The organism is Pedobacter kyungheensis, assembly GCF_000812965.1.
GTDB lineage: Bacteria > Bacteroidota > Bacteroidia > Sphingobacteriales > Sphingobacteriaceae > Pedobacter > Pedobacter kyungheensis.
In genome coordinates this window covers 224767-240914 of record NZ_JSYN01000004.1, presented here as the reverse complement: position 1 = coordinate 240914, position 16148 = coordinate 224767, and the positions used below count along the sequence as shown (strand labels likewise).

Genomic DNA, 16148 nt, shown 5'->3' with positions numbered 1-16148 from the left:
TTTAGTTTAATAAGTTAATAATGTGTTTTGAAGAATTAACCACAACAAGTACCGCAACAGAACCGCATGCCCTGTATCAATTGAAACCTGTTAAATGATTAGTTTAATTTTTCATTGTTACCGGAAATTGAAGGGAGATCCGGTCCATCACGAATAATTGTAGCGAATAATAATTCAGCCACTAATAAAGAAATTTGCGAGTAACTAAAATTTTAAGAAACGATAAATTAAGTTTATGTATCGATAAATCGTTTTAACATTGTTAAATGACATTTTTTGACAGAAATTTTCGATTATTTTATTAAGAACACTAAAATCCAGAAGAAAATCACTGTAATTTCTGTCGAATTAATGAAATTCCAAACAATTACACCACCAATCCAGCAATATCACAACCCACTAATAAAAAACCACTAAAGTATACATCATTAGTACGCAACCAATCGCCAAAACACTTATATTCCTACATCAATCCGCTGATCTGAATATATCTCTAAGGTATGATAGAAGTCAGATACAAATAAGTAAATTCGTCCATTAATCTATTTAAATGATGAAACAAATCGCAGTTATAGGATCGGGTACAATGGGAAATGGCATTGCCCATACCTTTGCACAATTCGGGTACCTGGTAAACCTGATCGACATTAACGAAACGGCTTTAGCTAAAGCGTTGGATACCATTGGCAAAAACCTCGACAGGCAAGTGAGCAAAGGAACGCTAACTGCCGAACAAAAAGCCTCGACCCTTCAAAACATACAAACTTTTACCAGTTTAAAAGATGGTGTTGCGCATGCTGATTTAGTGGTAGAAGCCGCTACTGAAAATGTTGAACTGAAATTAAATATTTTCAAAGAACTGGATCAATATGCGCCTGCAAAGGCTATACTCGCTTCCAACACCTCTTCTATTTCGATTACCCAAATTGCAGCAGTAACTAAGCGGGGCGACAAGGTAATCGGCATGCATTTTATGAACCCTGTTCCCGTAATGAAACTGGTTGAGGTGATACGCGGTTACGCCACCAGCGATGAAACGACCAAAACCATTATGGCGCTATCTGAAAATTTAGCCAAAGTTCCGGTGGAGGTAAACGATTACCCTGGCTTTGTAGCCAACCGCATTTTAATGCCCATGATTAATGAAGCCATTTATACCCTTTACGAAGGTGTAGCCGGGGTTTATGAAATAGATACGGTAATGAAACTGGGTATGGCGCACCCGATGGGTCCATTACAACTGGCAGATTTTATTGGTTTAGATGTTTGTCTGGCTATTTTAAAAGTATTACATGATGGCTTTGGTAATCCTAAATATGCACCATGCCCTTTACTGGTAAATATGGTAGCAGCGGGTAAAAAAGGTGTTAAAACCGGAGAAGGCTTTTATACTTATACGGCAGGTTCGAAAGACCTTGTTGTTTCGGCAAAATTTAAAAAATCCTAATTTTTTTAGCATTTAATATTATATTTGCGGTATGAATGAGCATCTAGATCCAAATGCAAGCCACTTAACCCCTACCGATCGGGATATTGAGCGGGTGTTGAGGCCGCAGGCATTCGAAGATTTTACCGGGCAGGAAAAAGTGATGGAAAACCTGAAAATTTTCGTTCAGGCGGCCAAACTTCGTGGTGAAGCCTTGGATCATGTGCTGCTACATGGTCCTCCGGGATTGGGAAAAACTACCTTGTCTCACATTATTGCCAACGAAATGGCAACCGGAATTAAAGTAACCTCTGGTCCGGTTTTAGATAAACCTGGTGATCTTGCAGGTCTCTTAACGGGTTTAGATGAAGGCGACATCTTGTTTATCGACGAGATTCACCGTTTATCACCCTTGGTGGAGGAGTATCTTTATTCGGCCATGGAGGATTTTAAGATAGATATCATGCTCGAAACAGGCCCCAATGCCCGTTCGGTGCAAATTTCGCTTAATCCATTCACCCTTGTGGGGGCTACTACCCGCTCGGGTTTGCTAACAGCACCTTTACGTGCCCGTTTTGGCATCAATGCGCGACTAGCCTATTACGATGCTAAATTGTTAACTACCATTGTACTCCGTTCGTCTGAAATTCTGAAAACACCCATAAGCGATGAAGGTGCTTACGAAATTGCCCGCAGAAGCCGCGGTACACCCCGTATTGCCAATGCGCTATTGCGTAGAACCCGCGATTTTGCCCAGATTAAAGGAAATGGTACTATCGATCCGGAAATTGCGCGCTATGCTTTAGATGCCTTAAATGTAGATGAACATGGCCTGGATGAGATGGATAACCGCATCCTGACAACCATTATCGACAAGTTTAAAGGTGGGCCGGTGGGTTTAAAAACCATTGCTACCGCTGTGGGTGAAGATGAAGGTACAATTGAAGAGGTTTATGAACCCTTTTTAATACAGGAAGGTTATATTATGCGTACTTCGCGCGGCCGTGAAGCTACTGAAGCTGCTTATAAGCATTTGAAAAAGAATTATCCGGGGCAAAGCGGAAGATTGTTTTAATACAGACCTAACATAATCGTCATTTCGACTGAAACGCAGTGGAACGCAGAAATCTATTCTAGTTGCAAAGCTATTTTGGAGAGTCTACTAAAAAGATTGCTTCGCTCCTGCACACAACCCATTCCTCAGCTCGCAATGACGAAAAACTAAATTGTTCTACTCTTCTAAAAGAAAAGAGAAACTATAAATGTAATCGTCATTTCGACTGAAACGCAGTGGAACGGAGAAATCTATTCTTGCAGCAAAACTCATTTAATACACTTGCTAAATAGATTTATTTCTTCGCTCCTGCAAACAACCATCCTTCAGCTCGCAATGACGAAAACATTTTAACGATCCACATAGATCAACGTCATTCCCGTGCAAACGGGAATCTCAATGCGAATAAAATTAGATCTATGCTATCCATCCTTTTAAAGCATTACGATTCCCAATCAAGTTGGGAATGACGATCCCTAACGATATTCCAATTACTTTTCATGAAGCCTGATTAGAAAAATCAGAACATTTATAGCCTTTAGGTGTTCATTACATACAAAATCAAGCAAATCATGAACATCGAAATACGTAAACTAACGCTCGAGGATTACGCAGACCTTAAAGAATCTATGCTTCAGGCCTACGATAGCATGGGTGGCTCCATCTGGCCTAAATCGAGCATTGCCAAACTTTTAAACCTTTTTCCCGAAGGGCAGCTTTGTATCGCCGTTGATGAAAAAGTAGTAGCCTGCTCACTTTCCATTATTGTAGATTATGACGAATATGGCGACCGGCACACTTATAAGCTAATTACCGGCGATTATTCTTTCTCCACACATAATCCTAATGGAGACACTTTGTATGGCATCGAAATTTTTGTGCATCCCGAATACCGGGGGCTGAGACTTGGCCGAAGGCTTTATGAAGCCCGTAAAGAGCTTTGCGAAAGCTTAAACTTAAAGAGTATCATTGCCGGTGGCCGTATCCCGGGCTACCACGCTTATGCAGAAACTTTAACGCCACGGCAATATATTGATAAGGTGAAGGCTAAAGAGATTTATGATCCTACGCTTACCTTTCAGATTTCGAACGATTTTCACGTTCGGAAAGTTTTAAAGAATTACCTTCCGGGTGATAAGGAATCGAAAGAATATGCAACCCTCATTGAATGGAACAACATTTATTATCAGGGAGTTGATGCTTCGGCCCGCTCGGCCATGACCATTCGCCTCGGGCTGGTGCAGTGGCAGATGCGCCTTTTCCCTGATATGGAATCATTTTATGAGCAGGTAGAGTTTTTTGTGGATGCCGTAAGCGGGTACAAATCAGATTTCATCATGTTTCCGGAGTTGTTCAATACCCCTTTGCTGCAACCCTATAACCACTTACCTGAAATTGAAGCCATGCGTAAACTGGCTGAAAAAACGGAAGAAATTGTACAGAAAATGCATGAATATGCGCTGAGCTATAATGTAAATATCATAACCGGTAGTATGCCTTTGCTGGATAACGGCAAACTTTATAACGCTACCTACCTCTGCCACCGCACCGGAAAAATTGATGAATACCGCAAAATTCATATTACACCGAACGAACAGAAATACTACGGGATGATTGGTGGCGATAAAGTACAGGTTTTTGATACCGATTGTGGTAAAGTGGGCATCCTGATCTGCTACGATGTAGAGTTTCCTGAGTTAAGCAGGATTTATGCCGATCAAGGTATGCAGATCTTGTTTGTACCTTTTTTAACCGATACCCAAAACGGTTATACCCGTGTAAGGCACTGCGCACAGGCCCGCGCTATAGAAAACGAATGTTATGTAGCCATTGCAGGTTGTGTGGGTAACTTGCCCAAAGTAAACAATATGGATATTCAATTTGCACAATCGGCGGTTTTTACGCCTTCTGATTTTGCCTTTCCTACCAATGCCATTAAGGCCGAAGCAACGCCCAATACAGAAATGGTTCTGGTAGTTGATGTAGACCTGCACCTGCTGGATGAATTGCACCATTATGGTACCGTAAAGATCTTAAAAGACAGAAGAAATGATCTTTATCAGGTGAAACTCTTAAAATAGCATAAAAAATGCCGGTTGCTGTGGGCTAACCGGCATTTAATCTAACCATAAAGTCCTTATTTACGCATGGCGAACCATACAATTAAGGCAATAATAATCAATATAGGCAAAACCCATTTTAAGGCTTGTCCTGCGCCATTTACATCTTTCTCGGTAATCGCTGGCTTGGCAGGTCCAGGATTATCTTTATGGCCTTCGTAATCTTTTTCTATAGGTCTGTGAGCTCCTCCAGTTTCCGTATGTTTTGGATCTATATTTTCCATAATATTAAGATTAAATTGTTAGTCTAGCTGGTCAAATTCCGGTTCTTGAAAAACTACAAGCTATTTTTAGTTTCTGTATTTAGAACAAGCGATTAGTAAAAATGTTTTAATCCTATGCCTTATCTTTGCAGGCTGGTGTACAACAATTCTGCAAAATATAGCCAACTGATAAAAGACGAGGCACTGCGTCTGGGCTTTCTGGCCTGCGGTATTGCCAAGGCAGAATTTCTGGAAGAAGAAGCACCCCGCCTGGAAAAATGGCTGAGCCAAAACCACCATGGCGAAATGAAGTATATGGAAAATTACTTCGATAAACGCCTCGATCCGAGATTGTTGGTAGAGGGTGCAAAATCAGTAATCTCCCTTTCGTTAAACTACTATACCGACGAAACACAAAGTGATCCTGATGCGCCAAAAATCTCTAAATATGCCTACGGTCAGGATTACCACACTGTAATAAAAGACAAGTTAAAAGAGCTTACCCATTTTATAGAAACCAACATTGGTGAAGTTTCGGGCAGGGCTTTTGTTGACTCGGCACCGGTTTTAGATCGCGCATGGGCGAAAAAATCGGGCATTGGCTGGATTGGTAAAAATTCTAACCTGATCAGTAAAAGCAGTGGTTCATTTTTCTTTCTGGCCGAGTTGATCATTGATCTGGAGCTGGATTACGATCATCCTTACCAGGCCGATTACTGCGGTAGCTGTACGCGCTGTTTAGATGCCTGCCCTACCGACGCGATTATTGCTCCGCAGGTAGTTGATGGCAGTAAATGTATTTCTTATTTAACCATAGAGCTTAAAAACGAAATCCCGGCAGAGTTTAAAGATAAAATGAGCAACTGGATGTTTGGCTGCGACATTTGCCAGGATGTTTGCCCCTGGAACCGCTTCTCCAAAGCACACAACGAAGCAGCCTTTAAGCCTGAGAGCGGCTTACTGGATTTGAGCGCTAAGGATCTCACAGAAATTACTGATGAAGTTTTTAAAAAGGTTTTTAAAGGGTCAGCAGTTAAACGCACCAAATTTGCCGGGCTAAAAAGGAATATTGATTTTTTAAAGCCTGAATAGTTTTAAAATCTTTTTCATAAATTTGATATCATGACTGATATTCAACTCTATACGAAACTAGCAGATTTGCCTATTGAACTGAAGAAGCGGGTATCAGATTATATAGATTCCTTAATGGCAAAGCAACAGCAGAAAAGCGATAAGCAAAAGCGAACTGCTGGTCTGGCAAAAGGATTAGTCAGCGTGAAAGATAACTTTAATGATCCTATCGATGGTTTTGAAGATTATCTTTAATGAATATCCTAATTGATACACATATTGTAATTTGGTTCATTACAAATGATGCCAAACTCCCTAAGAGATTAAAGCGTATCATAGAAGATTCCAACAATAAATGTTTTGTTAGTATTGCAACTTATTGGGAGCTATCAATTAAATACTCACTTGGTAGGCTGATTCTGAATTCAAGTATTGAAGAATTTTTTAATATTACCGAGGCTAGTGGGTTTGATATATTACCTATTACACTAAATCATATTTTGCAGCTTACAACTTTAGAACACCATCATAACGATCCATTTGACAGATTAATTATCGCACAATCAATTAGCGAGAACCTTAGCGTTGCAAGTGTAGATAATTATTTTACAGCATACAAAAGACAAATGGTTCAATATTAGGAATATACTAATGAAGCGGTATCTCACCATTCTATTTTTGGCCATATCCATCTCCTTTGTAAACGCACAAGAGCTTAAACTCAGTAAAAGAAAACCCGAAGCTTTAACCGGCAGTGCATTTGCAGAGCGCATCAGCGACAGCAGCCTGAGCCTGGTAAATCGCGAAAAAATTATTTTCAGGCAAATTAAAGATGGGAATGTTCCTGATTTTTTAAGAAAACTGGTACCCGTCGATTTACACTGGACTGAACAGGAAAGTAATAAAACTTATCAGATTCGCTATTATGTGCTACCTGATTATTTTGCAATAGGTAGTAACGAAGACTACTTCTATGTGCCCATGACGCCTATTTTAGCCCAAAAAGTGGCCAGACTTGCTAAATGCATACTTCCAACTAAAGCCATTGTTGATCACATCTATGATCAGGCTACTATAAAGCTGAGGCCACAACCGATACCGCCAACCAAAGCCATGACTACCCTACCGGTTTTTATAGCGCATACCGATTCAATACAACAGCAAATTAAAAATTTCCTGCCAAGCCATCAGGCTGGAAGTTTAACTGCCGGAAATAAAAAAGATATAATCATTTCGAATAAAATCTACGGAGAAGCTACCCCTCGGGTAGTTATCTATGGCTGGCATAAACCCGATGGCAAAGCCATACAGCCCGTGTATAACAAACACACTAATACCTGGGCTGATTACAGCCATGGAGTGCGTTTAATCCAAAACAAAATTTTCATCAACAATAAAAAAACCTCTCTTAAAAAAGCTTTAAGAGAGGCTGAACTTTGTAAGGCTTTTAGTGATGAAGGCCCAATTAACAAGCCTTACTACCCACTATTTAAATCTTATTAGTTTACCGAGAAACTATTATCACTTTTTACTTTATCGGGTACATGGGCACTACCCATTACTACCTTATTTAGTTTTTTTGTTGTTTTTATTTCAACTTTAACCTGCTTGTTACCATTTTCCCAAACGCCTATGGTACTGTGGTGCTTTTCTGTGCTACCATCAGCATAGGTTAAAGTTAAATCAATAGGCAAAGGCTTAACACTTTTATTCTCAACAGTAATCGAGTAGCCATCGGCGGTTTTATCTACAGCCTTTATGGCCATATCGGTTACGCCATCTTCAAAAAACCAGGCTTTCCAAAACCAGTTCAGGTTTTTGCCGCTACCTTCGTTTATGCTGTTAAAGAAATCGTATGGCATAGGATGTTTGCCATTCCAGTTTCTGATATAAGTATGTAAAGCTTTAATAAACAGCTCATCACCCAGATAATCTTTAACAAAAAGATAAGCTAAGCCTGGTTTTGGGTACGAATTGGTAAAAGTACCCGATCCTTTTAAATCAGGCGTTAAGGTCATAATCGGTGTATCATCTTTGCCGCCAGAGGTAGATGCCGTTGGTTGTACACCATACTCATCCACAATAGTTGGATCGATCATTGGCGAAATTAACCACTCACCTATGGTTGCCCAACCTTCGTCCATCCAGCCATACTTGGTTTCGTTAATACCCATGTAAAAAGGAAACATGGTATGAAAAATTTCGTGGTCGGTTAGCGTAATGGCATCTGTGCGGTTATCTACCGGATTATCATTCACCATCATGGGATATTCCATCTGGTCTAAACCATCAAAAATTGTTTCGTGGTTATACGGAAAAGGCCATTTCGGAAAAGTGTAACTCATCGATTCGACCGTTTTACGGGCAAAATCAATCACTTCATAATAATCTTTATGCTTTGGATTAAAAACGGCATCAACACGTGTACGTCGCTTTGTTTTAGGGTCTACCACTAAACTACTCGATTTCCAGAGGTAATGGTCGCTCAAGGCAAACACAAAATCGGTTACATTTTTTGCTTCAAACTTAAAAGTATTAAATGCATTGGGTTGAGTTACTTTCTTATCAGCCAGATCCTTATCCGTAATCACATCAATTACCGCATCATTTTTCTCTGCCGATAACATTCTGCTCACCACATCCTTTTGGAAAACCTCATTCGGATTTTTCAAATCGCCGGTTGCCCAAACGCCGTAACCACCCGGCACGGTAATGGCTGCATTAAACTGATCAAAATCATTGTAAAACTCTTCAGCACCCGTATAAGGGAATTTGTTCCAACCATCTACATCGTCGTAAACAGCAATGCGCGGAAAGAAATAAGCCACAAAATGCGAACCTTCATCTACCTGACCTGTACGCATGTGCGACCCCTTATTTAAAGTATAGTTGTACTCAATAGCGAAACTGATGGTTTTCCCAGGCAATACTGCCGGAACATCTACAGTCATATTCGTGCCGTCGATTTTAAAGCCGGTAATGGTTTTGCCGTTAGCAGCCATTTTTTCGATGGCTACACCTTCACCCAAATCAGATTCTGAGAATTTAGCTTTCCTTGGTGTACCTTTTTTGTAGAGGTTTGGGTAAAGCTTAAACCAGATTTCCTTTAAGGTATCTGGACTATTGTTGGTATACACTACCTGCACCTTACCTTTAAGCAAACGGCTAACGGGGTTAAAATTTACCTGAATATCGTACTTTGACGAATTTTGCCAGTAATTTTTTCCGGGCTTACCACTGGTGCTTCTGGTTTCCTTTTGGTAGGTCTGCTGAAATACCGGTTCAATAGGTAGTTGCGTTTGCGCGCTCGTGTATATCGCCGAGCAAAGTAAAAGGCCTAATAATTTTATACGTTTCATTTTTTGGCTTGGAGCATGGCGCCTGGCGTTTAGCGTTCGACTTAATCTAATTGTAATCAATTAATCAAGCAATACAACAATTAACCAGTTAACCGATTAAACAATTAACCAAAGTCTCTATTTCCCAAACTTCATTTTCAGCTGCTCCAACATATCGTTGTTAATGGGTTGAGCAGGTTTTTCTGGTTTTGGCTGTGGCTTTTTTTGAAAATAGGGTTTATTGGCTGGCGCAGTGTTTTGCGGTCTTGGGGCTTTATTTTCGTTTTTCTTCGCGTTAAATTTAGCCCATTCCTCATCCAGTTTCTTTTTGGTATATAAAGGAAAATCGCCTTGTTTCATCCAGGCATAGTAGCTGGGTTCAACAGCAAACACCTGTGCGGTAGTTTTACCTTTGTGTTTACCGAAATTAAAGCATACCTCATCGTTTTCGTTGTATACCATACGACCGGCAAAGTCAACAGGTTTATTGATGTTTGTAAAAACATGTAACGCTTCTACATCATTTACCACCGGAATACTTTTCACGCCTTGTTTGTTTTCAAACTCGGTTTCTTTATACATCTCTAACTGCCCGAGCAACACTTTATAAGTGGCAATTACATCTGCTTCGGCCGCGTGGGCATTAACCAAATCTTCCTGACAGTAAAATTTATAGGCCGCCTTTAAGGTGCGTTGCTCCATCTGGTGGAATATATTTTGTACATCCACAAATTTGCGGTCGTTCATATCGAAGTCAATCTCAGCCCTTAAAAATTCTTCTAAAAGCATGGGGATATCAAATTTATTGGAGTTATACCCAGCCAGATCGCTATCGCCAATAAATCCGGCAATTTCTGCCGCGAGGGCTTTAAAAGTAGGCTCATTAGCAACGTCCTCATCGTAAATCCCATGAATTAAGGAAGTTTGCAACGGAATAGGCATTTCTGGATTCACACGCCAGGTTTTAACAGTTTCAGTTCCATCTGGCATGGCCTTTAAAATTGCAATTTCTACAATTCTGTCGGCTCCGACATTTATTCCGGTAGCTTCTAAATCAAAAAATGCTAAAGGGCGCTTTAAATTTAATTTCATTTCTTTTGATGTGAGATTGGCGACATTAGATTTAGGATCGGCATGTCAAATTCTTTTTTTCAAAAATGCTAAAAAGGTTTCATTAGTTCTATAAAACCACTTTATTAATTTATAAATTTAATTTTCAAATTATTTTAGAATCTTAATTGCTACACCTAAATTGCGCCAATTTATATACGCTCTAATGAAGAATATATCCATCTTGTTTTTCCTGTTTTTTTTATCGTTAAGTGCTTATGCTCAAAATTTTACCTACGGAGCTATTACCCATGATGATTACCAGTTTGACAGAAAAACACTCGATAGTAATGCCAACGCTATCGTTTTAAAGGAATTTGGCAACGCATCTATCCAGCTTGATGACAATACACACAGCCTCGTGCTGGTTTTCGAACATCATGTAAAAATGAAGATTTACAATAAAGAGGGCTTTAAAGAGGCCAATATTGTAATTCCGATGTATAAAGATGATAGTCGCGAAGAAACCATTAGTGATTTAAAAGCCTCTACATTTAACTTTATCGATAACAATTTTGTGGAAACCGTAATGGACAGAAAAGCGGTTTTTACCGAAAACAGATCAAAATATACCCGCTTAACCAAATTTACGCTCCCCAATCTGAAAGAAGGCTCAGTAATTGAATACAGTTATACCTTAAAATCGCCAAACCTGTTTAATTTTAAAACCTGGGAGTTTCAGGGCGATATTCCTAAAGTGCACAGCGAGTACCTGGTTTATATTCCTGGTATTTACAACTATAATGTTTCACTCCGGGGCTTTCAGAAACTTACCGATCAAAAGGTAGAACTGAGCAAAGAATGTTTGCGTTTATCTGGCGCCGCTATCGATTGTTCGAAAATTACCTACCTCATGAAAAACGTTCCGGCTTTTATTGAAGAAGACAATATGACGGCGCCCAGCAATTTCAAATCGGCCATTTACTTTGAACTTTCTGATGTGCAGAATTTAAACGGAGGTAAAACTTCTTATACCAAAACCTGGAAAGATATCGATAACGACTTATCGTCTGAAAAAAACCTGGGTTCGCAGATGAAGCGAAAAGATCTTTTTAAAGACCTTATTCCCGGAATAACGAAAGGAGCAACAAATGAGCTCGAAAAAGCTCAGGCCGTTTTCAATTACATTAAAAAACAAATTAAATGGGATAACTACTACGGCAAATATTCGACCGATAACATTAAAAAAGCGCTCGAAACACGTTCTGGTAATGTAGCAGACATCAACCTGAGTTTAATTGCCGCGCTTTCGGCGGCAGATTTAGATGCAGAGGCAGTTATTCTTTCTACCCGCGATAACGGAACGGTTAACAAGCTTTACCCCGTAATGAGCGATTTCAATTATCTGGTGGCCAAAGTAAATATTGGCGATAAAAGTTATTTGCTGGATGCAACAGAGCCACTTCTACCCTTCGGACTTTTGCCTTTAAGGTGTATTAACGACCAGGGCCGGGTAATTAACCTAAAAAAACCTTCATACTGGATAGATCTTAAAGCCAGTCAGAAATCGGTTACCAACTACATCCTTTCTGGAAAAATGACAACCGATGGTAAAATTGTAGGCACACTTACTACGCATTCGATGGGATACTCGGCTTTCAATAAAAGACGCGATATTTTGCGTTACACCTCTCCAGATGAATATGTAGAAAAACTGGATGAGCGTTTAACACGGATTAAAATAACAGATCACCAGATTTCGAACCTCGATAGCGTAGAAAACATGCTAACCGAAAAATACGAAGTTGAGTTTACCATAAATGATGGCACTAACCAGAATCAGTTTTACTTTAGCCCGTTTTTCATCAACCCCATTTCTAAAAATCCTTTCAACTTAAACGAACGTACCTACCCCGTTGATTTAGGTTCGGGATCGGACGAGCGCATTACCATGAATATTACTTTACCAGCGAAATATCAATTATTGGAAAAACCGAAAGATATGGCCATTGGCTTACCAAATAATGGTGGCAGGTATCTGCTATCGAGCAAATTAGAAGAAGATACCATAAGTGTAAACCAGATTTTGCAGTTTAACAATGCTATTTACCAACCGGAAGAATATCTTTTCTTAAAAGAATTTTATAGCCGTATTATCCAGAACCAAAAGACTGAATTTTTATTAAAGAAGTAAATTAATGAGAACCTTATTTGCCTTTTTTCTTTTATTAGCAACTTCTTTAAACGTTTTTAGTCAGGATAATTACGATGCAGACCTGGTACCCGCCACATTGCGCAACAGGGCCAATGCCTGCATCCGTAATGAGGAAACCACCATCGATATGCGTTCGCCGGATAATGTAATGATGAGTGTTAAAAAGGCCATAACCGTATTTAACGAAAATGGTGAGGATGAAGCGCGATTGGTAGTTTTTTACGACAAGAACATCTCTATAAAAAGTATAAAAGGCGAAGTTTATAATGCTGTTGGTAAATTAACCGGCAAGTTTACCCAAAACGATTTTACTGATGCCAGCGCTGCCGATGGCTTTTCACTCTTTGTAGATAGCCGGGTGAAACATTATTTACCTTCGGTAAGTCAGTACCCCTACACGGTAGTTTATAATTACGAAATCAGGAACAAACAAAATCTGCTTATCCCCGATTGGACACCCAAACCAGCAAACGACGTTTCGGTAGAAAAAAGCAGTTATACTTTTATCAGCAAACCAACCGATCAGGTTCGGATAAAAACACAAAACTATACTGGCGAGCCCGAAGTACTTACAGATGAAAAGCAAAAAAAGACAATCTGGAAAGTAAGCAATGTTTTAGCCGTGAGAACAGAACCTTACAGCCCTGACCCCGAAACTTACCGCACCAGCATTCAAATTGCACCTCAGGAGTTTTATTATTACGGCCATAAGGGAAATTATACCAACTGGCAGGATTTGGGCAAATGGATATACGATGATTTGTTAACCAGTCGCACAGCATTGCCACCGGCAACTGTACAAATGGTTAAAGAATTGGTAAAAGACGAAAAAACTGACAAAGATAAAGCCCGTAAAATTTACCAGTACCTGCAGGAAAAAACAAGATATATTAGCGTACAGATTGGCATTGGGGGGTTCCAGCCCATTGCAGCCAGCGAAGTAGACCGTTTGGGTTATGGCGATTGTAAAGCTTTGGTTAATTATATGCAAGGTTTATTAAAAGCGGCCGACATTGATTCATACTATTGTGTAGTGGAAGCTGGTTCGGAGAAGAAAAGCCTGAATCCCACTTATGCCAGCATGGCACAAGGCAACCACATCATTTTGTGTATGCCCTTGAAAAGCGATACCACCTGGTTAGAATGCACCAGTCAGAAAATACCTTTTGGCTTTTTAAGCGATTTTACCGATGACAGATTGGTACTGGCCTGTACCGCAGAAGGAGGTAAAATACTCCATACCCCCAAGCTTACCACAGCCGAAAACCGTCAAATCAGAACAGCTAATCTTACTGTAGAAAGCAACGGAAACATATCGGGTAAAATGAATACCGTTTATTCCGGTGCACAATATGATAACCAGGAATCGCTTATTGGTAAATCGGTAACCGAGCAGCATAAGTTGCTAAAAGAAGCCTACAATATTGACAATATCGATTTTGATGCTGTTGTTTTGGCGCAAAAGAAAGATATCGACCCCAAATTGACCGAAGAAGTAAACCTGAGTATCAGAAATTATGCACCGCTAAATGGCGATAAGATGTTTTTGCAGCTCAATGCTTTTAACATCAAAAAATCGGTACCCGAAATTAAAAACAGAACTTTGCCGGTTTACATTAACCGCGGTTATACAGACGAAGACACTATTGTTTATACACTTCCGGATGGAGTAGATACCAGTTTAATCACGGCACATGATAAAGCGTTTAAAAGTGCGTTTGGTCAGTACACCTGCAAAACGAGTATTAACGGAAATAAGCTTACCTATTACCGCAAATTTGTGCTAAACGATGGAACTTTTCCGGCTGCGCAATACGAAGAGTTTTCGAAATTTATTAATGATGTAAACGGAGCCGATTATCTTAAACTGGCACTTAGCTTAAAAAAATAATGCCGAGGGCAATACCGATAATCATGATCAGGTACATTAAGATCTCGGTAGAAGCAAATCTTTTGTATTTAGTCCAGAACGAATAATCATTTTCTTGGTTTGGCATGGCGCAAAAATAAACAATTAGATTTAAAGATCAGTAAGGGTTTTTCCCGCTGATTTAAGATAATTGGTGCTTACATAACATCAGTTTAATCTGCGCCATTTTTCTGTTGAATCTGCGGGGAACCAAAGGACTTCCAAAAATTATCCCCCGCTGATTTAAGGTGATCAACGCAGAATAAAACCTGCACCCTTCGCGAAATCTGCGGGATATCAGGCGCGTGCCACGACAAAACATCTACTCCTCAGCGCTATATCTCAGTGCTTTAAGTCACAAAAGTGTAAAACCCTTTGTATTTGCGGCACTACAAAACCTGTAGTACACAACAAATACGAAAAACCACCGTATAAATAACTCATTATCAAATCAAACTGAATGAAGAAACAAATCCTGGGCATTGCTGCGATTTTTTTAGTGGGGATGAGCATTGTCGGAACAAGTTGGAAAGCCGTGGAGCTTCCACAAACACAACAACAGGCAGTTAAAAACATTGCTGCCGACAGCCTCTACAATCAATATATTACGAACCTGTACCACAGCGTACATCTCGATTCGGCCGGGTTAAACGAACAGGTTTTCGAGAAAGCTTTAACCGGATTCTACAACATGAAATATTCCGGTTTGTTAAGCGCTAAATCCATATTAACCATTGCCGACTTTGATCAGGAAAGCACAAAAAAGCGCCTGTACATTATTGATTTGGACCATAAAAAACTACTGATGAATACCTGGGTAGCGCACGGACAAAACAGCGGTGGCGATAAGCCGGCACATTTTTCGAACAACATGAGCTCTAACCAGAGCAGTTTGGGATTTTATGTAACCGGCGAAATCTATTATGGCAAACACGGCCGTTCGCTTAGATTGGATGGTATGGACCAGGGCTTTAACAATAAGGCACGCGAAAGATCAATAGTGGTACACGGTGCCGATTATGTTTCGCAACAAACCATAAATGAGCTTGGCCGACTGGGCAGAAGCCAGGGTTGCCCGGCGGTACCGGCTAAGCTGGCCGATCAGGTTATTAATAGCATTTCAGATCATACGGTATTGTTTATCAATAATTCAGATCAGCCCTATCATTCGTCTTTTTTAAACGAAACCCTGGCTGCCAGTGTAGCTTTAAATCAGGAACAAGTTTTAGCTGCACAGGTAGATTAATGCTGCTTAATATTTTTGGCATTCATATTTTTAGGCAGGAGTTTGATGAAAAGCGGTGCACAGGGAGCCAGTAAATCCCATACCCATCTGTTTCCATCAACTCCTTTTTCACCACAATCAACCACTTCGGCGCGTTTTAACAACTTTTTAACCAGGTTCTGAATCCAGGTTACCTTTACCAGTCTGTTAAAAGATAAGCCCAGGTAATCGCAATATACATGCACCAAAATCTCCACAATTAAGGAACGGTTATCAATAGCAAGCGCTTGCCCAAACTCCGTTTCGTAATCTGCTTTAATCGTATTTACAAGCTGGTTAAACCTTATTTGTGGCGTAACGCTTAAATATTGCCACAATGCAGCATTGCTATATACCCTGATAATTTGCGGTTCGAGGTCTGCTTTAATTTGTTCTCCTGCCAGTTCGTAAGTTTTATCCATTGAGCCTTAATTCATTTTTGATTGGTTAGATTAAAGTAAAGGCCTTTTGTTAAACCCATTCACACAAAATCTACAA

At 39.9% G+C, this 16148-nt stretch carries 15 protein-coding genes; 10 read left to right on the top strand and 5 right to left on the bottom strand.

Annotated elements, in window-relative coordinates:
* Window positions 1-553 precede the first annotated feature (553 nt).
* The 3 genes from OC25_RS05065 (at window position 554) to OC25_RS05055 (ending at window position 4561) form a co-directional block, all read left to right on the top strand.
* Complete coding sequence (locus tag OC25_RS05065; RefSeq protein WP_039472457.1) at window positions 554-1447, top strand: 3-hydroxyacyl-CoA dehydrogenase family protein; 894 nt, start codon at window positions 554-556, stop codon at window positions 1445-1447.
* Window positions 1448-1478: 31 nt separating this feature from the next.
* Window positions 1479-2501: a Holliday junction branch migration DNA helicase RuvB gene (gene ruvB, locus OC25_RS05060; protein WP_039472455.1), complete on the top strand. Its 1023-nt coding sequence runs from the start codon at window positions 1479-1481 to the stop codon at window positions 2499-2501.
* Between the two features lie 551 nt (window positions 2502-3052).
* Window positions 3053-4561 carry a bifunctional GNAT family N-acetyltransferase/carbon-nitrogen hydrolase family protein gene (locus tag OC25_RS05055; RefSeq protein ID WP_039472452.1) on the top strand — a complete coding sequence of 503 codons (1509 nt, stop codon included), beginning with the start codon at window positions 3053-3055 and terminating at the stop codon, window positions 4559-4561.
* 56 nt (window positions 4562-4617) lie between these two features.
* Here OC25_RS05055 and OC25_RS05050 read toward each other — a convergent pair whose 3' ends face one another.
* Window positions 4618-4824, bottom strand: coding sequence for a hypothetical protein (locus OC25_RS05050; RefSeq protein ID WP_039472450.1), 207 nt, complete (start codon window positions 4822-4824; stop codon window positions 4618-4620).
* A gap of 114 nt (window positions 4825-4938) precedes the next feature.
* Here OC25_RS05050 and queG point away from each other — a divergent pair, with 114 nt between their 5' ends.
* The 4 genes from queG to OC25_RS05030 are packed head-to-tail and all read left to right on the top strand — an operon-like array spanning window position 4939 to window position 7377.
* Entirely contained in the window at window positions 4939-5895 is a 957-nt protein-coding gene (gene queG, locus OC25_RS05045; RefSeq protein ID WP_245221894.1) for a tRNA epoxyqueuosine(34) reductase QueG, read from the top strand.
* Between the two features lie 30 nt (window positions 5896-5925).
* Window positions 5926-6129, top strand: coding sequence for a type II toxin-antitoxin system VapB family antitoxin (vapB, locus tag OC25_RS05040; RefSeq protein WP_039472447.1), 204 nt, complete (start codon window positions 5926-5928; stop codon window positions 6127-6129).
* The gene (locus OC25_RS05035) at window positions 6129-6515 is read left to right on the top strand and encodes a type II toxin-antitoxin system VapC family toxin (RefSeq protein ID WP_039472444.1); all 387 of its coding nucleotides are present in this window, start codon (window positions 6129-6131) and stop codon (window positions 6513-6515) included. Before vapB ends, OC25_RS05035 begins: the two co-directional genes overlap by 1 nt.
* A 10-nt stretch (window positions 6516-6525) precedes the next feature.
* Window positions 6526-7377 (top strand): hypothetical protein, encoded by an 852-nt coding sequence (locus OC25_RS05030; protein ID WP_052265963.1) that lies wholly within the window; start codon window positions 6526-6528, stop codon window positions 7375-7377.
* Here the strand turns inward: OC25_RS05030 and OC25_RS28100 are convergent.
* Together OC25_RS28100 and OC25_RS05020 are read right to left on the bottom strand one after the other, a co-directional pair.
* Entirely contained in the window at window positions 7374-9233 is a 1860-nt protein-coding gene (locus OC25_RS28100) for a M1 family metallopeptidase (protein ID WP_039472442.1), read from the bottom strand. The two genes, OC25_RS05030 and OC25_RS28100, sit on opposite strands and share 4 nt — an antisense overlap.
* A 117-nt stretch (window positions 9234-9350) precedes the next feature.
* On the bottom strand, window positions 9351-10304 hold the full coding sequence (locus OC25_RS05020; RefSeq protein ID WP_039472440.1) for a 3'-5' exonuclease: 954 nt from the start codon (window positions 10302-10304) through the stop codon (window positions 9351-9353).
* 184 nt (window positions 10305-10488) lie between these two features.
* Here OC25_RS05020 and OC25_RS05015 point away from each other — a divergent pair, with 184 nt between their 5' ends.
* Together OC25_RS05015 and OC25_RS05010 are read left to right on the top strand one after the other, a co-directional pair.
* Window positions 10489-12456, top strand: coding sequence for a transglutaminase family protein (locus OC25_RS05015; protein WP_039472437.1), 1968 nt, complete (start codon window positions 10489-10491; stop codon window positions 12454-12456).
* A 4-nt stretch (window positions 12457-12460) separates the two neighbouring features.
* Window positions 12461-14368 carry a DUF3857 domain-containing transglutaminase family protein gene (locus OC25_RS05010; protein ID WP_039472434.1) on the top strand — a complete coding sequence of 636 codons (1908 nt, stop codon included), beginning with the start codon at window positions 12461-12463 and terminating at the stop codon, window positions 14366-14368.
* Here OC25_RS05010 and OC25_RS28425 read toward each other — a convergent pair.
* Window positions 14352-14474 carry a hypothetical protein gene (locus OC25_RS28425; protein ID WP_255420107.1) on the bottom strand — a complete coding sequence of 41 codons (123 nt, stop codon included), beginning with the start codon at window positions 14472-14474 and terminating at the stop codon, window positions 14352-14354. The genes OC25_RS05010 and OC25_RS28425 overlap by 17 nt on opposite strands.
* A 372-nt stretch (window positions 14475-14846) precedes the next feature.
* On the opposite strand from OC25_RS28425, the gene OC25_RS05005 reads away from it, so the two are divergent.
* A complete protein-coding gene (locus OC25_RS05005; protein ID WP_039472431.1) occupies window positions 14847-15632 on the top strand; it encodes a murein L,D-transpeptidase catalytic domain family protein in 786 nt (261 codons plus the stop codon).
* Here OC25_RS05005 and OC25_RS26740 read toward each other — a convergent pair.
* Window positions 15629-16072 (bottom strand): hypothetical protein, encoded by a 444-nt coding sequence (locus tag OC25_RS26740; protein WP_052265962.1) that lies wholly within the window; start codon window positions 16070-16072, stop codon window positions 15629-15631. The two genes, OC25_RS05005 and OC25_RS26740, sit on opposite strands and share 4 nt — an antisense overlap.
* Window positions 16073-16148: the final 76 nt, after the last annotated feature.